Below are 19,515 nucleotides of genomic sequence, written 5' to 3'. Positions count from 1 at the left end.
GGGCTTACATCATGTCTACAGGAAAAACATATGATCCATTCGCGGGCTATAAGCTTGTGAGTGAAATGTGGGAGAAACAATTAAATGGTCTATTATACAAGTTAACTGACAATAAGGAATTTGTTCAAACCGCCAATATCGGACTTGATGTCTATTCTCGTTACCTGGAGAGATTTAGGAAAAATCAAGAGCTTATTGCAGCTTTAATGAATATTCCTACCAAAAAAGATATTGCAAATGCAGCAAAACTGACGATACAGGCCGAAGAAAAAATCGACAATCTAGAAGAGAAAATTTGGAGTTTACAAGAGGGTCTTAACTTGGCGAATAAAGGAAATTTAGAAATGTTTCAAGAAATGGTGCGTATTGTCAAGCAGCTGCAGACTGAATTTCAAACTATCGCTCAAGAGGTTTCGGAAACAAAAAAAATGAAAGCGGACCTTCAGGAATTACGCCAAGGCCTTGTCGATATGAAAATTATTCAAGTAAACCTACAGGAATTACGTAAGGAAATAAACGGACTTAAAAGCATTAAGGCAGAGAGTCAGAAAGAGCCTGCCGCTACTAGTAAGACGGTAATCGAAAAAGAGAAGCCAAAGCAGAAAAAAGAACAGGGAAAAAAGCAGAATAAAGAACTAGTGCTCACCCGAGCTGACCCATTTAATAACAAATGAAAGGAGCAAAAGTAATGAGCACTAATGCTTTAGGAACCAACTTAATTTCTCCATTAAAAAGAGAAGCTAAACGGTGGAATCAGCTATATAAAATTATGACCGAGCCCAAACCTGATATCGTGCCGACAACAAGGGAGTGTGTTTGGAAAAGGAATAAAACAACTTTATGGTTTCACCCTGCGAAAAAGAAAAAATATAAAACCCCAATATTCTTAGTCTATTCGCTCTTGAATAAAGTCTACATTCTAGACGTCGGTAAAGGGAGCAGTGTGGTTGGGGGTCTTTCAGAGCTTGGCTACGATGTCTATCTTTTAGATTGGGGTTCCCCTGGACTTGAAGATAAGGACCTTACACTAGATAATTATATTGTTGATTATTTAGAAAATGCCGTTAAACGGGCATTAAGGCATTCCCAGGCAAATGATATAACAATGGCCGGATATTGTTTAGGAGGTACGACTGCGGCCATTTTAACTTCAATTACCAAACTGCCGATTAAGAATTTAGTTCTTGCGGCCGTTCCAATTGATTTCAGTATCGGTATCGTGCCTGATAAGTGGCTGGAAGGAATTCAAGAAGGCCAGCTTAGTTTTGACCGGTTTGCTAGTGCACATGAAACGATTCCATCAGAATTTTTGTATTTGATGTTCAGGATGCTTTCACCCGTTTATGGAAGCCCGAAAATCAACCTTATTACCCGAGCACATGATGAAAAATATGTAGAAAAGTGGCGCCGGATGGACAAGTGGACAAAGGATACGGCCTCGTTTGCTGGAGCTGCCTTTAAGCAACTGTTTAATGACCTTTATAAAGATAACAAACTTCTAAAGGGAGAATTAATGATTGGCACCAGGAATGTAGAATTGAAAAATATCAAGTGCCCGCTTTTGGTCATCTCATGTTCGCGCGACAATCTTATTTTGGAGGAGCAAAGTCTTCCTGTCATGGATCTGGTTTCGAGTGAAGATAAGACATATAAGGTTTTTGAAGGGGGCCATGTATCGTTGGCATTGACCGGAGCTTTTGCTGGAATTATGGACCCATGGCTTTCCGCTCATTCAGAAGAAATTCATCAAGTACACTCATAAATGGTGTGTTAAAGATAAAATTATTAGCGGGAAGGACCGCCATCCTTCCCGTTAATAATACCTTATGAAGCAATTGTATGCTGATTTAGGAATTTCCGCAGCAGCTGATTAAACCGGTCTTTTGCTTCTAGTTTAGCAATATGACCGGTATTCCTCAATATTATAAATTCTGATTGAGGAATTAGCTTGTGCATACGAGCTTGAATCCAAACAGGTAATACGGAGTCATACTGTGAACTAATAATAAGGGTTGGTATATTTACCATTGGTAATAATGATAAATTATTGACCTCGAGACATGCTTCAAAGGATTTAATAAATATTTGCTGTTTAGGTATAAAAATGTCAGCAAACTTTTCAACAGTGTCTTTTTTCCAAGAATATAGTGCCATCCGTGAAAGATAATCAATTTGTTTGCCTTTTGCAGAAAGAGCTTCAAACTTTGCCTTATGTTTTTTTAATAATAAAGCCTTGATTATATTTGGCAAATAGTGAAAAGAGCTAATCAAAATAAGAGAACGGCATCGATCGGGAGCCTGTCGGTAAATTTCCTGTGCTACGGCTCCACCCATTGAAAGACCAAGGATGTGAGCGTTTTCAAATTTTAACTCTTTCAACAAGCTAATCACATCAGCAGCAAAATTTTGAATAGAAATTCCATCCGTTTTCGTACACGCGCCGTGACCTCGTAAATCAGGAATAATCAACTCATATTGATCAGCTAATTCATATTGATATTGCCATCCTTCTTTTACCTCGCCTAAACCATGAATCAATACCACTGGTTCCCCGGAACCGAAATGCAAATATGGGATGCCTGCTTTACTTATTTTTGTCTTTTCCATTTTACACCACCTTCTTATTTTATTTAGTTTATTACTATGTTTTCTAAATTGTAAACTCTAAAGTACTGCTTTAAATGATATTTATTGAATATATTGACAAAATATTACTTATAGGTGTAAAATACATATAGGTGAGGTGATAAAGATATGGTAAACAAAGACAATCAATCAATCAATCCATCCAAAAATTTTGTGCTGCCATTTATTTTATTGCTTCTTAGCAAAGTTTCTCTTCATGGGTATGAACTTAGCCAAAGATTAGAGGCATTCGGGTTTAAGACACTTGATCAGGGGAATTTGTACAGATTGTTAAGACAGTTGGAAAAGGACGAACTGCTATCATCAGAATGGGATACAACGGGAAGCGGTCCTGCAAAAAGAAGATATTCCATTACAAAAGCTGGTATTACATACTTAAAAGGCTATGCCAATCAACTAGAAACCTATCAATCACTATTAGATCAATTCTTCAAGATGTATACCAGTTTCTTTGAGCTCTATATTCCTTCATTTCAGAAGAAGGATCCAATAGAGAAAGTAAAAAATAGTAGGAGGAGGAAAGACGATGGCACAGAAGAAAATGGAAACGACTCCAGCCGCTGATGAAAAAATGATTCCGACAGCGGAGGAACCGATTGCTGCTGGTTCATTCGTAAACACATTTTGGGATCAGTTTGAGCAATCGCGTGAACGTGCGCTCAAGCTTCGGGAACATCGAGAAGATGCCTATATTAATGCATTAAGGGAGGTCATCAAGTTCAATAAGCAATACCGAAAGTCGATTGGCAAATTGTATGAACAGGCCAAAAAAACAAATAAGAATATGGTTGCAGAACTGATGCATCAATTTAATGGCGGCAAAGAAGATTTGCAAGAAGAAGGCGTTCCCGTTAATGACCGAGAGGAACTTAAACAACAGTTGAAAGAGGTTTCTAGTCAATTGGAAAAGTTAGCCCTTACACCAATAAGATCTATTTTCCATATTGTTGACCAGCTAGAGGATAATTTTGAAAGAAATGCTGAATCTAGTGCAGCCTATGCGCGTGAACGAAGAAACGCATGGTTTCAGGTTAGAAAGGAATATGTTAAATTAGCGAGAAACACTCATTTAAATCTTGTTAATCGCGGTCGAAATAGTTTTAAAGAACTAGTAAAAACACAATAACTTTTATTTGTATAAAAAGGAGAAGAAACAGCATTGATTGACAAAAGAATCCTTGAAAAAAGTTAGAACCACAATTTTCTTTTAAATTAAAGAGATTGTGGTTTTTCTATTATTAGTGAATTTTTTGTTAAAGGTCAACTAAAAAAACCTTTTGAAATGTAACTGTAATCTAATAATAATTTGTTTGACAAATTTAGATGTTATACTTCTAATGGAGATAAAATAGGTTGATATTGGATATTATTTGTGAAATTCGTCTTACATAAGATAAATGACCAGCTATACTAAAGGGCTAGGATGCATAGAATATTGTCATTTTTAGAAATTACAGCCATTTTTTACTAGTCTTCAATGCGTGTTTTCAATAACAATAGGTAATTTAGATATTGATGAAAGCAGGGGAACTAGAATGAAGAGGAAGCTTACCGCACTTAGTTCGACTATTATCCTAGGAATTAGCAGTGCATTTTCATTTCCTTCTATAAAGGCAGAGGCTACAAGCATCAAAAGCGTTCAGGAGCAGCGATTAGATATTCAATCAGAGATGTCAATAGCGAATCAGGAAATTTCTCAGGTTCAGGATGAATTAGCTAAATTAACAGAACAGATTAATAGAGTTGAACAGGCAATTAATGATAATAATAACATGATTGTTCAGACTGAAGAAAAAGTGAAAGCTTCTCAGGAAGAAGTGGCAGGTCTCCAGCAAGAAGTGACTAAGATTAAAGAAAGAATTGATAAACGGAATGAAATACTAAAAAAACGTGTATTGTCGATCCAAGAAAGTGGCGGAAAGGTAAGCTATATCGATGTTCTCCTCGGAGCTTCGAGCTTTAGTGATTTTGTAGAAAGAATCGGTGCGGTAGCAACAATGGTAGAAGCGGATCAAGATTTAGTGAAGCAGCATCAAGAAGATCTGAAAACAGTCGAAAAGAAACAAACTACAGTTGAAAAAAAGCTGGATAATTTGAAAGAAATCAAGACGGAGCTTGAAGGTATGCAGGCTCAGATTTTAGAACAAAAAGAGCAAAATGATGCATTAAAAGAAGAACTTAGGTTAAAAGAACAAGAAAAACTTTCTAATAAGGCTGAATTACAACAGCAAGAAAGTACACTCGCATTAACGGAAGCGGAGCTTAAGACAGCGGCTCAAACTTCTATTGTCTCGACTACAGCAGATCTGAATGTTTCGATACCAACCGCAGCAAATGAAGCGATAAACATTGTAATCCATGCAGGAGAAAGGTATATTGGGAACTCCGTTTATGTATTTGGCGGAGGCAGAAATGATTACGATATTGCCAATGGAAGGTTTGACTGCTCTGGATTTGTTGCCTGGGCCTTCGCGCAGGCAGGAATTAAAGTCGGTGCCCATACGGATATCTTGAAAAATACGGGTACGAGGGTACCAATGAGCGAAGCACGCCCAGGTGACCTAGTATTCTTTGATACTTATAAAATTGACGGTCATGTGGGAATTTATCTCGGGGGCGGAAAATTCATCGGGTCACAAAGTTCAACTGGAATTGCCATTGCAGATATGACGTCACGGTACTACGCAGAACATTTTAACGGACGTGTTATGAGAATTATTAACGATAAAGAAAACTAGCCGACTGGCGAGCCAGTTAGGGCGGTTCATGAGGCGTAGTTGCACTGCCTGATAGGAAAGTTATACTTTCCTATCGACCCAGGAAAAGTGGAAACGACCTGGTTAGGTACGACTATAGTAAGATTGAAAGAAGCGATACTTCATTGACATCGCTTCTTTTTATTGTTGAAGATTGCTATTAATTAACTTTTCTGGGACTACTTTCATATAAAGTAATTCTTCCTCACTTTTCGGTTCCATTTCGACCTTGCCGCCCTCATTAAGACTTAAATTGAATTGAGGGAGACTTAAGTTATCAGCTGTTACTTGGTGGGCCAATAGTTTATCATTTTTAAGACCGATATTGCCAGCAGAGGGTAAATAATGTTCACTAAATTCAGCGTTGGTAACGTGTAAGCTTAAGTTATAATGCGGCTGATTTATTAGGCCGCATTTTTTTTTGGGGGGTTAAGAATGGGCTTATTCTTTTTTTGTAAACTTCCCAATATGGATATGTGTTTATCGCACATTTTTATCTAGGTGAATAGGATATAAAGAAACCGAAAAAGGAGGTAATGTAAATGTCTGGTGTAGCAGCTGGCTACGGCGGCGGATTTGCCCTACTAGTCGTTTTGTTTATTTTATTAATCATTATAGGGGCAGCTTGGGTTTGGTGAGTCCAATATAGATATAAGGAGGAAATAAATATGTATGGATATGGTGGCTTTGGCGGCTGCGGTTATGGAGGCGGTGGCTACGGTTATGGAGGCTGTGGGTACGGCTGTGGCTTTGGCGGCGGATTTGCTTTAATCGTAGTGTTGTTTATTCTTCTAATTATTGTAGGTGCAGTCTGCTTTAGATTTTAATCCATGAACCCGCTTGTTCCATCAAGCGGGTTTTCTGTGTTAAACTTTCCCGGCTTTTTTCCAATCACTAAATGCGTCAAGTTCCGATGATATCTTTTTTAGAGCATAGCCAATCACGGCTGCATCATCAATGAAACCAATGCCGACGATAAAGTCAGGGATTAAATCGAGTGGTGAAACGAAATACAGAAGGGCACAGGTGACGGTAATAATGGTCTTGGTGGAGACATTTCGATATTCACCTTTTGAATATGCTTTTACTAAATCAATAAATAATTGCAGTTTATTCCAAGCTTCCCCTAAGTTTCCCTTTTTTCGCTGTGCTTTTTTCCCAGCTTTATTTAGCAGCTGTTGCGTTTTTTGCTGATTGCCAAGATAATCCATCGCTTCATCATCATATTTACGCTGCTCTTTTTCAAAGATAATATTTTTCCTAAACAAATTGCTCACTTCCTTTTTATTAGTTTGCCACGAAGGCGAAAATCCATTAGATTTTTGAATAATTTATACGAAAAATCCAGATGCCAATTGCGGCACCTGGATTTCAATTTACACAAGGACAAGATCATCGACAGTCAGATTGGATTTTTCCGAGACAATTTCTTCGATTTCAGATCCTTCTAATGTTTCTTTCTTTAATAAAGCCTTGACTAATTGTTGATACTGAGATTGATGGCTTTTTATTAGAACTTCTGCTTTCTCAATCCCTTTTGCAAAGAGTTCCTGCATTTTCGTTTCTTGATCTTGTTTATTAAATGTTAGCGTAAAACCATCTTGAAGCATTCCGGTATCCACCATTTGCTCAATAATGTGCTTTGCCTGCTGTACGTCGCCGCTAACACCAATACTGTGTTCACCGAGAAACATTCTTTCCGCTACACCACCGGCAAGCACCATAGCGACCCGGTCTAATAGGTCACTGGTAGTCGACAAATGGAGTTCTTTTGGGATTGGAGCTACATAGCCGAGTGCTTCTCCCCGTGGGATAATGGTGGCCTTTCGAACTGAACCAGGTTTGGTTAGTGATGCGACAATCGCATGACCGGCTTCATGAATAGCCACCCTGTGCTTTGTGTCATAATCCTGCAAGGAACGGGAAGTGCTTCCAAGGATTGTTCGATCAAGGGCATAATCAAGGTCATGCTTTTGGATCATGTCCTGACCGCTTTGAACGGCACGCCTGCTTGCTGTTTCAAACAAGGAATGAAGCTCGGCACCTGAGAATCCTGATGTGCTTTCAGCGAGCGCATCTAATGAAGCATAAACTTCTTTGGCGAGTGACTTTCCTTTTGAATGAATCTCAATGATTTCTCTTCTTCCTTTCGTATCAGGCAGTGGTACAAGGAAGGAGAAGTCGATTCTTCCTGGCCGGAGGAAGGCTTCATCAAGCATGTCTTTTCTATTTGTTGCAGCGATAAATAAAATTCCATCATTGGAATGACCGCCATCAAGCTGGACAAGTAGTTCAGTCAGGGTTTTTTCTGCTTCCTCGCCGCCATGTGCCTTTCGTTTTCCAGCTAAGGCGTCGACTTCATCGATGAAAATAACCGCTGGACCTTGTTTTCTTGCTGTTTGAAATAATGAACGGACACGACTTGCACCAACACCCACAAATAATTCATTAAATGCGGATCCGCTCGCAGAGAAAAAGGTGGCATTTAATTCCCGTGCGATTGCCTGTGCTAACAAAGTTTTACCTGTTCCAGGAGGTCCGAATAACAGAATTCCTTTTGGCGGTTTAATACCTAATTTTGCCGCACGTTCCGGTTCTTTTAAGGTAGAGAGTGTCTGCAGGATTTCTTCTTTCATTTCTTCCCCGAGTCCGCCCACATCCTTTAAGCTGATGGAAGGCAGCGGGCGCGGCTTGGCAATGCTGTTTTTCATCGAATTAGGAAGCCCGAATCCGCCTTTCTTTTTTTGGAGGACAAATCCAGCAGCTAGGAGCAACAGAACCACCCCTCCCATAATCCATTTACCGTAACGGCTGCTGGTGGAATAGGAATAGTTGATATTATATTTTTCTACAAGTTTGTCAACCATTTGACTGTTTGGTGGAACATGAGAAATGAATTCTGATTTTCCTGCTTTTAGATAAATACTGCCATCAGCTTCTTCCGTAAGTTTGACTGGGTTCCCATTTTGCTCTTGAATGGTTTTTTCGACAGAAGAAAAAGGGATAACGATCTGATTATTCATAGTTTGGATCATCCAAATGATACCGGCAATAACTAATAGTATCGCTGTAAAAAGCGGAATAAACTTAGAAACTATTTTTTTACTTTGATTCATTCTGTTCATCTCCTTAAATAAGGTCATAATCTATTATACTTACATTTCCAGAAAAATGGATGTGGGAATCGGTGGAAGAAAGAAAACCGAAGATGTAGGCAAAAGGACACACCAGCCTTTCCACTGGCAGGTGTGCCGTTGGAAATTTATGATAATAATCGAAGGTGCGGGATGATTGGCATTAAGACACTTTGCGCCAGAACACCAAAACTTACTCCGACACTTGATGCTTTACTCCATTTGAAAACATGAATTTTTTCGTCACGATCTTCATACAAAAATAATAGCTGTTCTCCTTCTTCGGCAATCCCAATTTTATTAAAAGTAACGTTATTTTGTTTAAGGACAATTTCGAACGCTTTATGCAATAATGCAAGTGTGGGTTGATCAAAATTCTTAATTTCCATATATCCTCCTAGGGGATGCGTATTGTATACCTTCATTATATTATTTTAACATAGGGGATAAAAGAATAAATTGTTGTTAATCAATTGAAATATTGCAATGTTATTGTTTGCTCTGATAAGATTGAAGGTATGGTAAAAATTTAATCGTTGTCAAAAAGAGAGGAAGACATGATGGGTAAGAATTTTAAAGAAGAAGTATTATCACGTCGTACATTTGCAATAATTTCCCATCCGGATGCAGGGAAAACCACGCTAACGGAAAAATTATTATTATTTGGCGGAGCAATTCGCGATGCTGGTACGGTAAAAGCGAAAAAAACAGGAAAATTTGCTACGAGTGACTGGATGGAAATTGAAAAGCAACGGGGAATCTCTGTAACTTCCAGTGTGATGCAGTTTGATTATGATGGATTCCGGGTTAATATTTTGGATACTCCTGGACATCAGGATTTCAGTGAAGATACGTACAGAACCTTAATGGCTGTAGATAGTGCGGTAATGATAATTGATTCGGCTAAAGGGATTGAGGAACAAACACTCAAACTTTTTAAAGTGTGCCGGATGCGCGGTATACCGATTTTTACGTTTATTAATAAGCTGGACCGACAAGGAAAATCACCGCTTGAGCTTTTAGCTGAATTAGAAGAAGTTTTGGGGATCGAATCGTATCCAATGAACTGGCCGATTGGGATGGGGAAAGAATTTCTTGGCATCTATGATCGTTTTAATAAGCGTGTTGAACAATTCCGTGTAAGCGAAGAAAATCGCTTTATACCACTATCAGATGAGGGCGAAATCCCAGATGACCATCCGTTAACATCCTCTGGGCTTTATGAGCAAACGTTGGATGAAATTTTGCTCCTAAATGAAGCGGGGAACGAGTTTTCTGTGGAAAAAGTGGCAGCGGGTTCCTTGACTCCTGTTTTCTTTGGAAGTGCATTAACAAACTTTGGAGTTCAGACATTTCTTGAGTCTTATCTGAAATTTGCACCGGCACCAATAGCACGCAATTCTTCGATTGGAGAAATTGATCCATTAGGTGATCAATTTTCAGGTTTTGTATTTAAAATTCAGGCAAATATGAACCCGGCTCACCGTGACAGGATTGCCTTTGTACGGATATGTTCGGGGAAATTTGAACGAGGAATGACGGTTAATGTTCCACGGCTGGCCAAACAAATAAAGCTTTCACAATCGACCTCATTTATGGCTGAAGAGCGGAATACGGTGGATGAGGCCGTCAGTGGAGACATAATTGGACTTTATGATACGGGCACCTATCAAATAGGTGATACACTGACAACAGGAAAAGATAATTTCCAATTTGAAAAATTGCCGCAGTTTACTCCGGAATTATATGTCAGGGTCTCCGCGAAAAACGTTATGAAACAAAAATCTTTTTATAAAGGAATTCAGCAGCTTGTTCAAGAAGGAGCAATTCAGCTTTACAAAACGATAAAAACTGAGGATTATTTATTGGGTGCCGTTGGGCAGCTGCAATTTGAAGTATTTGAGCATCGAATGAGAAATGAGTATAATTCAGAGGTATTAATGGAGCGGATGGGTTCCAAGATCGCACGTTGGATTGAAGGAGATACAATTGACGAGAATCTTTCTAGTTCCCGGAGCCTGCTCGTAAAGGATCGTTATGGTCATTATGTGTTTTTGTTTGAGAACGAATTTGCCCTTAGATGGTTCCAAGAAAAAAATCCAAACGTTAAACTGTATAATCCAATGGATCAGCATGAATAATAAAGCAGCGGGAATGAATCCCGCTGTTTTTTTATGCAAATTAGGTTGGGAAAATAATTGATGAAGAGTTCGTTAATTTGGTAAAAAACTGGATAAACTATAGCGAAGGACTTTAGCTATAGTTAAAAAATTGCCAAATAGAAACGGGACAGTATTATGAAAAAGATGAGCAGATTGGAAGCGGTACTATGGAATATTGCCTTTCCTGGTTTCAGTCAGTTGTTAACAGGGCATTATCTCAAAGGTGTATTGTTAGTAGCCTTAGAGTTCCTTATGAATGTTAATAGCCATTTTAACCAAGCAATCATGTATAGTTTCCTAGGCGAAATAGCAAAGGCTGAAGCGGTTTTAAACTATCAGTGGCTCATGTTTTATCCATGTGTTTATCTTTTTTCCTTGTGGGATGGTTATCGAATGGCGATGCCAAAAGAAGAAAAATACTCCTTTTTGCCGTTTGTTTTTGGTGCATATTTTGTCACAGTCGGTTTAATGCTATCTCCGAAAGTTACTATATTCCAGATTCACCCTGGTCCAGTATTTTTGCCAATGTTATTTTTAATTCCAGGGTTACTAATTGGTTTTTTAATTAAATATACATTGTCACGAAAAATTCACAATGAATAATTCTCCAAAAAGCTTCAATTCTGGTTATTCCGGTTTGAAGCTATTCTTATTGGGAAAATATTTTTTCTTAACCCCCACAAATTGTTTTAGTGTAAACGTAACTATGTAGTGAAAAAGTAACAACCTCTTAAAGTCCAAAATATCATTCATATGGTATAATTGGTCGAATAGAGGTGAGCAAATGCTGAGTTTATTGTTTATGGCTAAGCGAAAAAAAAGAACATTGGAAGAAACGGTCCTGTTAATTCAAGAAGGGGATCGCAATTTACTTGATGAAATAATCGAGGCATATAAACCTTTTATCGCAAAAACTGTGTCATCCGTATGCAAACGGTACATTTATGAAACTGATGATGAATTTAGCATTGGTCTCATCGCATTTAATGAAGCGATTGAAAAATATTCTCCAGAGCGGGGAAGTTCGTTGTTGAGCTTTGCTGAAGTCATTATCAAACGAAGAGTAATCGACTATATCCGTAAACAGACTAAAAATCAACATATTAGTATTGATTTGACCAATACATCGCCTGAGGAAGAATCTGCTGGTACGGTCATCGTAAATGAACTATCCCTTGATGACTATCAGAAAAAAAGGGACGAACAATTAAGAAAAGATGAAATTTATCACTTTCAAGCATTATTAACAACCTTTGATTTGTCTTTTAGCGACTTGATTGAGAATTCGCCTAAGCATGCTGATGCACGGAAAAATGCCATTATAGCTGCAAAAATGTTAGTTGAAGACGATGAGTTGAAAAGATTATTATTTGAGAAAAAACGACTTCCCATTAAGCAATTAGAAAAAATGGTAAGTGTCAGTCGAAAGACAATTGAACGGAACCGAAAATATATTATTGCAATTGCGCTTATTTTATCGAGTGATTATGTATATATGAAGGATTATATAAAGGGGGTGCTAGACACGTGAAAAAGGGAATAATAATGGAAATTGATGATGCTTTTCTAACGCTTTTAACCCCCGAAGGTGAATTTTTGCGTGCAAACAAACAAGACCACCTCTATGCAATCGGTGAAGAAATTCACTTTTTTCCGATTGAAAGCGTAAATCCTTATCGACCAAACCGTTTTTTAACTATTTTTAAGCGTAAAACCGTTTGGGCTGTTATGGCTGCACTTATGATTTTTCTTGGCTCTTATATTCCGATGTCTCAAAGTAATAAAGCCTATGCCTATATGTCGATTGATGTAAACCCAAGTATAGAGCTAGGTGTAAATAAAAAAATGCAGGTGGTCGAGTTAAATGGGTATAATCAATCCGGTAAGAAGATCATTTCACAATTAATTGATTGGAAAAATAAGGATGTATCCGAATTAACCGCGACTATTTTAACAGAAATGAAAAATGCAGGATTTATTAACGATAACAAACAAGTGATTATTTCTACTGTCAGGACCAAACAACCAGACGAAAATGTAGAAAAAGAGTTGCAAAAAAATATGGATAAGATTAAAGAGACGGTAAACAATCAGCATTTAGAACTGACAGTAGTAACAGCTACAGAAAAAGACTTAGATAAAGCACATGAACTAGGGATTACTGCAGGAAGATATCAAGAAAGCAAATTAATTGAGTCAGCTAATAACGGGAAAAACAAAAAGAAAGAGATAAAGAAATCCATTGAAACAAGGCAGGAAAATAATGCTCTTTCATCCGAGCCTAGTAAAACAGTTCCGCCAGGGCAATTAAAAAAACAGGTAGAACCTGATAACGGCGTCCATCAAAACGAAAAAAATAAATCGCACGGAGAAACGAATCGTTCGGGTGGAAAGTCAATGGCCCCAGGGCAGCTAAAGAAAATGGAAGAAGAGCAATTAAAACAAAACAATGGTCAGCAAAAAAAACAATATTACCAAAAGGAAAAATCCAACGAGAATCAAGAATCCAAAAATTATGGAAAAGATAACGGGAATCACTACGGAAAAAATAAAGAAAAAGATAACGGCAAGCACAACGGAAAAAATAAAGAAAAAGATAACGGCAGGAACAACGAAAAAAATAAAGAAAAACATAACGAAAAACATAAAAATAAGTAAAAGTCCGGCCAAACACCGGACTTTTTTCCATGTATATTAAATTATTGTTTGTTAAATTGTCCAGACATTTGGGCTTGAGCTTGCTGTACGAGTCTTTTGGTAATTTCGCCGCCTACAGATCCGTTCGCTCTAGAGACTGTATCTGAACCTAAATGAACACCAAATTCTTGGGCAATTTCGTATTTTACTTGATCTAAATATTGTTCAATTCCTGGTACTAGTAATTTGTTGCTGCTATTAGCCATTATGTTCCACTCCTTATAATCATTACAGCGGTTTTAAACTGCTGTATTAATATTATTTAGTTGCAGACCTTTTTTTATAAGTGGTAATGTTTTTCGGAATTGGATACTTCATATCAATCTGTCCCTTTACCTGCATCTTTTGTTGGGTGCATAAAGGGGGATGCTTGTGGTTTCCGCTTGCTTTCAAGCAGCTCTCGGTTTTCCGATGTGTTCCAGCCAATATCATTAGTAGGATGAACCCAATCATCGCCGGCCATAATCTCAGGGTCGGTATCCACAGTCCAGTTTTCTAAGGGGGAATTGTCAGAGGCATATAAACTGTCTCCGATAGTTACTCCATATTTATTGACAAACGGGTCCTTCATTTTGATTTCGGTACCCTTAAAGCTTGGAGCATTCATTTGATGTGGCATTGTTTCCTCAATGGTTACCTGCTCGAAAGACTCTTGCTTTGATATTTTAGTCATGCTGCTCACACCTCTTTTTTCTTTATTTTCTACGTCAAGGGTAATTTTATTTATGAAAAATAAGGAAAGGAATGATTGTTGGCGATATGATTAAAACTATCTATGTACGATTACATTTTAGGAGGATTACTTTATGGCGAAGAGGAAAGCTGAATTTGATGCAGTGGAAAAATATACGAAAACACCTCACAAAAATATTCAGGAAAGTGAATTCTCAGCAGAATTTACCGATAATAACAATGCCATTAGGTTTGCAAACCGCAATTCAAAATTAGGGAAAAAAGGAAGAAGTTAAAAAGTGGCTGTGTTAAAGAACATTGTTGATTTTGAGCACAATGTTGATTGGAGTGGAAGGCGCGAGACTCCTGCGGGAGCAGCGGGACAGGTGAGACCCCGCAGGCGCGGAATTCGCCGAGGAGGCTCACCGCCCGCCCCGCGAACCGCTCGCGCCTGGAACGGAAATCAACATTCACTTTTAACACAGCCAAAAAAAAAGCCGGAATTTCCGGCTTATTTCAATTCATTAAATGGAAAAATAAGTGTCCGATCGTTTGCCGGGTCAAAATAGGCTAATAAATAGGCAGGCTGCTGATCAATTTCTCCAGTTGCTAAATACTTTGTTAAATCAAAGGAAAGTTCTTCAAGCATTGTATGCTTATATAATTCCTTTTCATCGAGTTTAAGCTCGATGAATTCTTGCCCGAGAAGTTGTCGATTCTCAAGGATTTGTTTATAAAGCTGTGAGCGCTGACCTTTATCGAGTGTTGGACCCCACCAAGGCTTCCTCGGTTTGTATTTATGATTTTTTAAATAATCATACTTCATGAGTCCGTTAATGACTTCCAGATTTCCTGCCGATTTCTGTTCAAGGAAAGAATTTAAGCGCTGGAATAAGTCTTCAAGCTGATGCCCAATTCTTGACCAGCCTCGCACGTCCCAATAAGAACCGAATTCCTGAAAAAAATCAAATGGGGAAGGAAAAATACTCGTTACCAAGTATTCAACAGCAGTATCCATTCTATGATCATTCCAATATTTTTCTAACACGTCTTCCACTTGTTTAATTCTAACAATATCATCGAAAGATAGAACATTATTAGACAAGATTTCATATGGGGAATGATCCATAAAGACATATTGATGCTGCTCAGCTCGGAGGCGTAGACCTGTTCCTCGGAGCATTTTCAAAAACCCCAATTGCAATTCTTCAGGCCGCATTTCAAACACATCATTGAAAGTTTTACGAAATGATGAATAATCTTCTTCAGGAAGACCAGCAATCAAATCAAGATGCTGATCAATTTTCCTTCCTTCTTTTACCATTGTGACAGTTCTAGTCAACTTTGAAAAATTTTGCTTGCGCATTACGAGCTCATTTGTATAATCATTGGTTGACTGAACGCCTATTTCAAAGCGGAAGAGCCCTATTGGAGCCTCTTGATTAAGAAATTCAATTACCTCTGGACGCATGATATCAGCGGTAATTTCAAATTGAAATACGGTGCCTGGAAGATGTTCATCAATAAGAAAGCGGAACATTTCCATTGCATAGCTTCGGCTGATATTAAATGTCCTGTCCACAAACTTAATTGTCTTGGCTCCATTAGCCATCAAATAGCGAATATCTTCCTTAATATTTTCTCGATCAAAATAACGAACTCCGACTTCTATCGAAGAGAGGCAAAATTGACAGCTAAACGGACAGCCTCGGCTTGTTTCGATATAAGTTACACGTTTCCCAAGACTCCCTTTGTCCTCAGGAAATCGGTATGGTGACGGAAGTTCTTTAAGATCGAGCTTATTCATTTGTAATGTTTTCTTGATTTGATCTTTTTCCCGATAAGCAATCCCAGGAACCTTCTGATAATTTTTGCCCGTTTCTATTTCGGTGAGCAGTTGTTTAAACGTTTGTTCACCCTCGCCGATAACAATAAAATCAATATATGGGTGATTTTCCATCCACTCAGCCGTATCATAAGTTACTTCAGGGCCACCTAAGACAATCAAGATAGAAGGATCGATTTTTTTGAGCATATTTACGACTTTAAGAGTTTCTTCGATATTCCAGATATAGCAGCTAAATCCAATCACGGTTGGTTTCGCTTGATATAGGTCGGAAACGATGTTCATGATTGGATCCTTAATGGTGTATTCTTTTATTTGTATGTCAAAATCCGGAGCGGCGTAAGCCTTTAAATAACGAATTGCAAGGTTTGTATGGATATATTTGGCGTTCAAGGTAGAACAGATAACATTCATAAAAAAACTCCTTTTTAAAAATAAACAATGAATAATTATAACTTATTTTAGTCTAAAAAGATAGAAGCCAAACAGTGTATAATGTAGATATGAACTTTAAGTAGGGTTTGGGGGGAAGAAAGATGAAGGTTGCACTTTTTGCCACTTGTTTAGTAGATATGTTTCAAAGTAATGTTGGAAAGGCAACAGTTGAACTCCTTGAGAGGCTCGGTTGTGAGATTGATGTTCCTGAATCCCAAGTATGCTGCTGTCAGCCCGCATACAATAGCGGTTATGTTAAAGATTCAAAAGAAGCCATGAAACGAATGATTAATACCTTTAGTGATGCAGAATATGTTGTTTCACCATCGGGGTCATGTGCTTACATGTTTCACGAATATCCACATATTTTTAAGGGAGATCCGATTTGGGAGCCGAAAGCTAAACAATTGGCGGCGAAAACGTTTGAACTTACACAATTTATTGTGGATGTTTTAAAAGTGGAGGATGTGGGTGCAAGATTTGAAGGCAGTGTCACCTATCATACATCCTGCCACATGACAAGATTACTAGGGGTTAAAGAGGCCCCAATGATTCTGTTGAATAATGTAAAAGGTCTTACGCTCACCGAATTACCTGGAAAGGAACAATGCTGTGGTTTTGGAGGGACCTTTTCTGTGAAGATGGCCCAAATTTCAGAGCAAATGGTCGACGAAAAAGTTCGCCACGTGGAAGAAACAGGAGCAGAATTCCTTATTGGTGCAGATGCAGCCTGCCTAATGAATATCGGCGGACGGATAGAGAGAAAGGGTAAGCCGGTTAAAGTCTTGCATATTGCCGAAGTTTTAAATAGCTTGTAATCAATTTCTTGCTTTAACGGAATTTTATTTCAGGAAAGATATTTTATTAAGTTAAGGGTGGCGGAGAGACCTATGGCTATGAAGATTGGTGCGGATCATTTTAAAGAACGTGTTGACAAAGGAATTCATGATTCCTTTATGCGCGGCGCTGTGGCTGGGGCGCAGGATGGTATGAGCACAAAAAGACGTGTTGCCACAGAAGAGCTTGGCAACTGGGAGGATTGGCGTTCAAATGGTGAAGAAATCCGCCAGCATGTCCTAGAAAACTTGGATTACTATTTGGAACAATTAAGTGATAATGTCGCAAAACGGGGCGGGCATGTCTTTTTCGCCCAAACCAAGGAAGAGGCAAACGAGTATATCAGAGGTATTGTTCAAAAGAAAAATGCTAAGAAAATTGTAAAATCAAAATCAATGGTTACGGAGGAAATCAGCCTAAATGCTGTCTTAGAACAGGAAGGCTGTGAAGTCATTGAAACAGACCTTGGCGAATATATTCTTCAAATTGATGATCATGACCCGCCATCACATATCGTTGTGCCTGCGTTACATAAAAATAAAGAGCAAATACGTGACGTCTTTGCTGAAAAGCTTGGCTATGAAAAGACATCCAAGCCTGAAGAATTGGCCTGGCATGCACGTGAGACGCTCCGTAAGGAATACCTGTCGGCGGACATCGGCATTACTGGCTGCAATTTTGCTGTTGCTGAAACAGGATCCTTCTGTTTGGTAACAAATGAAGGGAACGCAGACTTAGTAACGGCTCTGCCAAAAACACAAATTACCGTCATGGGAATGGAGCGTCTAGTACCTACATTTGAAGAAATGGAAGTACTGGTAAGCCTGCTGACAAGAAGTGCCGTTGGGCAAAAATTAACAAGCTATATTACGGTTCTAACAGGTCCGAGAGAAGAACTAGATGTTGACGGCCCCGAGGAATTTCATCTAGTTATTATAGATAATGGCCGCTCGAACATCCTAGGAGGAGAATTCCAATCAGTCCTTCAGTGTATCCGCTGTGCAGCATGTATCAATGTCTGCCCAGTTTACCGCCATGTTGGCGGGCATTCCTATGGATCGATTTATTCCGGCCCAATTGGAGCTGTTCTCTCTCCATTACTTGGCGGGTATGATGAGTATAAAGAACTTCCATATGCTTCCACTCTCTGCGGAGCTTGTACTGAAGTATGTCCGGTAAAAATCCCGTTACACAATCTCCTGCATAAACATCGTGAAATCATTGTTGAAAAAGAAGGGAAAGCACCTATTTCTGAAAAATTAGCTATGAAGGCATTTGGATTAGGAGCAGCTTCTCCAACCTTATATAAGATTGGTTCTAAAATTGCACCAGCGGCAATGAATCCCTTTACGGTGGGAGATAAAATTTCTAAGGGGCCGGGACCATTAAAAGCCTGGACGGATATTCGCGAGTTTCCGGCACCAAATAAAGAGAGATTTAGAGATTGGTTTAAAAACCGCGAAAAAGGAGACCAAAAATGATGACAGGAACCATACAAAATCGCGATAAGTTTCTAAATCAACTAGCTAACCGCCTTGACCGTCCCCGAAATTCGACAACGGTTGAAAGACCAAGCTGGAAATTTCAGCCTCAATTAGAGGTATTGAAGGGGGCAACACAAGATGATTTGTTAGCAGTTTTGATCGAGCAATGCAAAGTCATTCATACGAGCATAACGGTAACAGACAGGGAATACTTAAGCGCTGCAATTAATGAAGTAGTTGCTAACTTTGGCGGCGGACCGGTGGTTACCTGGAAGGATGAGCGGTTCTCCCAATGGGGACTTGATTCCCTGTTCAAACAAGACTGGCCAGATCAAAGGATTGACCTATTTGAATGGGATTCGAACAAGGGAGCAGAAAACATCGCTAAGGCTGAAAAGGCGAATGTGGCCATAACAATCAGTGAAATAACACTTGCTGAATCGGGTACGGTGGTGTTATTCAGCGATCAACACAAGGGAAGGACGGTTAGTTTTTTACCGGCAGCCTTTATTGCACTTGTCCCGAAAAGCACCCTGGTTCCTCGGATTACCCAGGCAGCACAGAAAATGCGGGAAATTCATCAGAAAACAGGACATGTTGCCTCCTGCATCAATTTTATCACCGGACCAAGTAATTCAGCTGACATTGAATTAAATCTTGTTGTCGGTGTCCACGGTCCCGTTAAAGCTGCCTATATTGTCATAAACGATCTTTAATTCAATAAAAAAACAAAGACCTGCCACTGCGCTTCGCTTGTGGCGGGTCTTTTTATTCTGTTATACCACAACTTAAATGCTGTTATATAATTGAATAAATGCTAAAAATCCATCTAAATTGGGGTTTTTT

General features: G+C 38.8%; 22 protein-coding genes. 15 read left to right on the top strand and 7 right to left on the bottom strand.

Annotated elements, in window-relative coordinates:
* Positions 1-11: 11 nt before the first annotated feature.
* Positions 12-674: a polyhydroxyalkanoate biosynthesis repressor PhaR gene (locus ACFVSW_RS03200; RefSeq protein WP_387312087.1), complete on the top strand. Its 663-nt coding sequence runs from the start codon at positions 12-14 to the stop codon at positions 672-674.
* Positions 675-688: 14 nt separating this feature from the next.
* A complete protein-coding gene (locus ACFVSW_RS03195) occupies positions 689-1,762 on the top strand; it encodes an alpha/beta fold hydrolase (protein ID WP_387312084.1) in 1,074 nt (357 codons plus the stop codon).
* Between the two features lie 62 nt (positions 1,763-1,824).
* Here ACFVSW_RS03195 and ACFVSW_RS03190 read toward each other — a convergent pair whose 3' ends face one another.
* Positions 1,825-2,607 carry an alpha/beta fold hydrolase gene (locus tag ACFVSW_RS03190; RefSeq protein WP_387312081.1) on the bottom strand — a complete coding sequence of 261 codons (783 nt, stop codon included), beginning with the start codon at positions 2,605-2,607 and terminating at the stop codon, positions 1,825-1,827.
* Between the two features lie 147 nt (positions 2,608-2,754).
* Between ACFVSW_RS03190 and phaQ the strand changes: the two genes are divergently transcribed.
* From phaQ to ACFVSW_RS03165, 5 genes are all read left to right on the top strand, one after another.
* On the top strand, positions 2,755-3,210 hold the full coding sequence (gene phaQ / locus ACFVSW_RS03185) for a poly-beta-hydroxybutyrate-responsive repressor (protein ID WP_387312079.1): 456 nt from the start codon (positions 2,755-2,757) through the stop codon (positions 3,208-3,210).
* A complete protein-coding gene (locus ACFVSW_RS03180; RefSeq protein ID WP_387312078.1) occupies positions 3,173-3,772 on the top strand; it encodes a hypothetical protein in 600 nt (199 codons plus the stop codon). The genes phaQ and ACFVSW_RS03180 overlap by 38 nt, the downstream gene beginning before the upstream one ends.
* A gap of 409 nt (positions 3,773-4,181) precedes the next feature.
* A complete protein-coding gene (locus ACFVSW_RS03175; RefSeq protein WP_387312075.1) occupies positions 4,182-5,384 on the top strand; it encodes a coiled-coil domain-containing protein in 1,203 nt (400 codons plus the stop codon).
* Positions 5,385-5,944: 560 nt separating this feature from the next.
* Positions 5,945-6,040 carry a YjcZ family sporulation protein gene (locus tag ACFVSW_RS03170; protein WP_034725290.1) on the top strand — a complete coding sequence of 32 codons (96 nt, stop codon included), beginning with the start codon at positions 5,945-5,947 and terminating at the stop codon, positions 6,038-6,040.
* Positions 6,041-6,070: 30 nt separating this feature from the next.
* A complete protein-coding gene (locus tag ACFVSW_RS03165; RefSeq protein WP_387312071.1) occupies positions 6,071-6,229 on the top strand; it encodes a YjcZ family sporulation protein in 159 nt (52 codons plus the stop codon).
* A gap of 39 nt (positions 6,230-6,268) precedes the next feature.
* Here ACFVSW_RS03165 and ACFVSW_RS03160 read toward each other — a convergent pair whose 3' ends face one another.
* The 3 genes from ACFVSW_RS03160 to ACFVSW_RS03150 all read right to left on the bottom strand — a co-directional run bounded on the left by ACFVSW_RS03160 (position 6,269) and on the right by ACFVSW_RS03150 (position 8,925).
* Positions 6,269-6,670 carry a YkvA family protein gene (locus ACFVSW_RS03160; RefSeq protein ID WP_387312068.1) on the bottom strand — a complete coding sequence of 134 codons (402 nt, stop codon included), beginning with the start codon at positions 6,668-6,670 and terminating at the stop codon, positions 6,269-6,271.
* A gap of 108 nt (positions 6,671-6,778) precedes the next feature.
* Positions 6,779-8,518: an AAA family ATPase gene (locus ACFVSW_RS03155; protein ID WP_387312065.1), complete on the bottom strand. Its 1,740-nt coding sequence runs from the start codon at positions 8,516-8,518 to the stop codon at positions 6,779-6,781.
* A gap of 146 nt (positions 8,519-8,664) precedes the next feature.
* Positions 8,665-8,925 (bottom strand): hypothetical protein, encoded by a 261-nt coding sequence (locus ACFVSW_RS03150; protein WP_024031108.1) that lies wholly within the window; start codon positions 8,923-8,925, stop codon positions 8,665-8,667.
* 171 nt (positions 8,926-9,096) lie between these two features.
* Between ACFVSW_RS03150 and ACFVSW_RS03145 the strand changes: the two genes are divergently transcribed.
* The 4 genes from ACFVSW_RS03145 (at position 9,097) to ACFVSW_RS03130 (ending at position 13,356) form a co-directional block, all read left to right on the top strand.
* On the top strand, positions 9,097-10,677 hold the full coding sequence (locus ACFVSW_RS03145) for a peptide chain release factor 3 (RefSeq protein ID WP_387312061.1): 1,581 nt from the start codon (positions 9,097-9,099) through the stop codon (positions 10,675-10,677).
* Positions 10,678-10,833: 156 nt separating this feature from the next.
* A complete protein-coding gene (locus ACFVSW_RS03140) occupies positions 10,834-11,301 on the top strand; it encodes a hypothetical protein (RefSeq protein WP_387312058.1) in 468 nt (155 codons plus the stop codon).
* Between the two features lie 181 nt (positions 11,302-11,482).
* Positions 11,483-12,229, top strand: a complete 747-nt coding sequence (sigI, locus tag ACFVSW_RS03135) for an RNA polymerase sigma factor SigI (protein WP_387312056.1) — start codon at positions 11,483-11,485, stop codon at positions 12,227-12,229.
* On the top strand, positions 12,226-13,356 hold the full coding sequence (locus ACFVSW_RS03130) for an anti-sigma factor domain-containing protein (RefSeq protein WP_387312054.1): 1,131 nt from the start codon (positions 12,226-12,228) through the stop codon (positions 13,354-13,356). The genes sigI and ACFVSW_RS03130 overlap by 4 nt, the downstream gene beginning before the upstream one ends.
* A 41-nt stretch (positions 13,357-13,397) precedes the next feature.
* Here ACFVSW_RS03130 and ACFVSW_RS03125 read toward each other — a convergent pair whose 3' ends face one another.
* Both ACFVSW_RS03125 and ACFVSW_RS03120 read right to left on the bottom strand, forming a co-directional pair.
* The gene (locus tag ACFVSW_RS03125) at positions 13,398-13,601 is read right to left on the bottom strand and encodes an alpha/beta-type small acid-soluble spore protein (RefSeq protein ID WP_024030518.1); all 204 of its coding nucleotides are present in this window, start codon (positions 13,599-13,601) and stop codon (positions 13,398-13,400) included.
* A 113-nt stretch (positions 13,602-13,714) separates the two neighbouring features.
* Positions 13,715-14,068, bottom strand: coding sequence for a DUF3905 domain-containing protein (locus ACFVSW_RS03120; protein ID WP_387312051.1), 354 nt, complete (start codon positions 14,066-14,068; stop codon positions 13,715-13,717).
* Positions 14,069-14,201: 133 nt separating this feature from the next.
* Between ACFVSW_RS03120 and ACFVSW_RS03115 the strand changes: the two genes are divergently transcribed.
* Positions 14,202-14,363: a hypothetical protein gene (locus ACFVSW_RS03115; RefSeq protein ID WP_387312048.1), complete on the top strand. Its 162-nt coding sequence runs from the start codon at positions 14,202-14,204 to the stop codon at positions 14,361-14,363.
* Positions 14,364-14,578: 215 nt separating this feature from the next.
* On the opposite strand, the gene ACFVSW_RS03110 is transcribed toward ACFVSW_RS03115, so the two are convergent.
* A complete protein-coding gene (locus ACFVSW_RS03110) occupies positions 14,579-16,327 on the bottom strand; it encodes a B12-binding domain-containing radical SAM protein (protein ID WP_387312046.1) in 1,749 nt (582 codons plus the stop codon).
* Between the two features lie 122 nt (positions 16,328-16,449).
* On the opposite strand from ACFVSW_RS03110, the gene ACFVSW_RS03105 reads away from it, so the two are divergent.
* From ACFVSW_RS03105 to ACFVSW_RS03095, 3 genes are all read left to right on the top strand, one after another.
* Positions 16,450-17,166, top strand: coding sequence for a (Fe-S)-binding protein (locus ACFVSW_RS03105; protein WP_387312044.1), 717 nt, complete (start codon positions 16,450-16,452; stop codon positions 17,164-17,166).
* Between the two features lie 72 nt (positions 17,167-17,238).
* Complete coding sequence (locus ACFVSW_RS03100; protein ID WP_387312042.1) at positions 17,239-18,666, top strand: LutB/LldF family L-lactate oxidation iron-sulfur protein; 1,428 nt, start codon at positions 17,239-17,241, stop codon at positions 18,664-18,666.
* The gene (locus ACFVSW_RS03095; protein WP_387312039.1) at positions 18,666-19,385 is read left to right on the top strand and encodes a LutC/YkgG family protein; all 720 of its coding nucleotides are present in this window, start codon (positions 18,666-18,668) and stop codon (positions 19,383-19,385) included. Before ACFVSW_RS03100 ends, ACFVSW_RS03095 begins: the two co-directional genes overlap by 1 nt.
* Positions 19,386-19,515 lie beyond the last annotated feature (130 nt).

Source organism: Neobacillus sp. NPDC058068 (assembly GCF_042885335.1).
Taxonomy (GTDB): Bacteria; Bacillota; Bacilli; order Bacillales; family Cytobacillaceae; genus Neobacillus.
This window is presented reverse-complemented; position numbering and strand designations above follow the sequence as displayed.

Excerpts from the sequence above, each read along its gene's own strand:
- ACFVSW_RS03200 (WP_387312087.1), top strand. The coding sequence starts at position 12 with ATGTCTACAGGAAAAACATATGATCCATTCGCGGGCTATAAGCTTGTG.
- ACFVSW_RS03195 (WP_387312084.1), top strand. The coding sequence starts at position 689 with ATGAGCACTAATGCTTTAGGAACCAACTTAATTTCTCCATTAAAAAGA.
- ACFVSW_RS03190 (WP_387312081.1), bottom strand. The coding sequence starts at position 2,607 with ATGGAAAAGACAAAAATAAGTAAAGCAGGCATCCCATATTTGCATTTC.
- phaQ (WP_387312079.1), top strand. The coding sequence starts at position 2,755 with ATGGTAAACAAAGACAATCAATCAATCAATCCATCCAAAAATTTTGTG.
- ACFVSW_RS03180 (WP_387312078.1), top strand. The coding sequence starts at position 3,173 with ATGGCACAGAAGAAAATGGAAACGACTCCAGCCGCTGATGAAAAAATG.
- ACFVSW_RS03175 (WP_387312075.1), top strand. The coding sequence starts at position 4,182 with ATGAAGAGGAAGCTTACCGCACTTAGTTCGACTATTATCCTAGGAATT.
- ACFVSW_RS03170 (WP_034725290.1), top strand. The coding sequence starts at position 5,945 with ATGTCTGGTGTAGCAGCTGGCTACGGCGGCGGATTTGCCCTACTAGTC.
- ACFVSW_RS03165 (WP_387312071.1), top strand. The coding sequence starts at position 6,071 with ATGTATGGATATGGTGGCTTTGGCGGCTGCGGTTATGGAGGCGGTGGC.
- ACFVSW_RS03155 (WP_387312065.1), bottom strand. The coding sequence starts at position 8,518 with ATGAATCAAAGTAAAAAAATAGTTTCTAAGTTTATTCCGCTTTTTACA.
- ACFVSW_RS03150 (WP_024031108.1), bottom strand. The coding sequence starts at position 8,925 with ATGGAAATTAAGAATTTTGATCAACCCACACTTGCATTATTGCATAAA.
- ACFVSW_RS03145 (WP_387312061.1), top strand. The coding sequence starts at position 9,097 with ATGGGTAAGAATTTTAAAGAAGAAGTATTATCACGTCGTACATTTGCA.
- ACFVSW_RS03140 (WP_387312058.1), top strand. The coding sequence starts at position 10,834 with ATGAAAAAGATGAGCAGATTGGAAGCGGTACTATGGAATATTGCCTTT.
- sigI (WP_387312056.1), top strand. The coding sequence starts at position 11,483 with ATGCTGAGTTTATTGTTTATGGCTAAGCGAAAAAAAAGAACATTGGAA.
- ACFVSW_RS03125 (WP_024030518.1), bottom strand. The coding sequence starts at position 13,601 with ATGGCTAATAGCAGCAACAAATTACTAGTACCAGGAATTGAACAATAT.
- ACFVSW_RS03120 (WP_387312051.1), bottom strand. The coding sequence starts at position 14,068 with ATGACTAAAATATCAAAGCAAGAGTCTTTCGAGCAGGTAACCATTGAG.
- ACFVSW_RS03115 (WP_387312048.1), top strand. The coding sequence starts at position 14,202 with ATGGCGAAGAGGAAAGCTGAATTTGATGCAGTGGAAAAATATACGAAA.
- ACFVSW_RS03110 (WP_387312046.1), bottom strand. The coding sequence starts at position 16,327 with ATGAATGTTATCTGTTCTACCTTGAACGCCAAATATATCCATACAAAC.
- ACFVSW_RS03105 (WP_387312044.1), top strand. The coding sequence starts at position 16,450 with ATGAAGGTTGCACTTTTTGCCACTTGTTTAGTAGATATGTTTCAAAGT.
- ACFVSW_RS03100 (WP_387312042.1), top strand. The coding sequence starts at position 17,239 with ATGGCTATGAAGATTGGTGCGGATCATTTTAAAGAACGTGTTGACAAA.
- ACFVSW_RS03095 (WP_387312039.1), top strand. The coding sequence starts at position 18,666 with ATGACAGGAACCATACAAAATCGCGATAAGTTTCTAAATCAACTAGCT.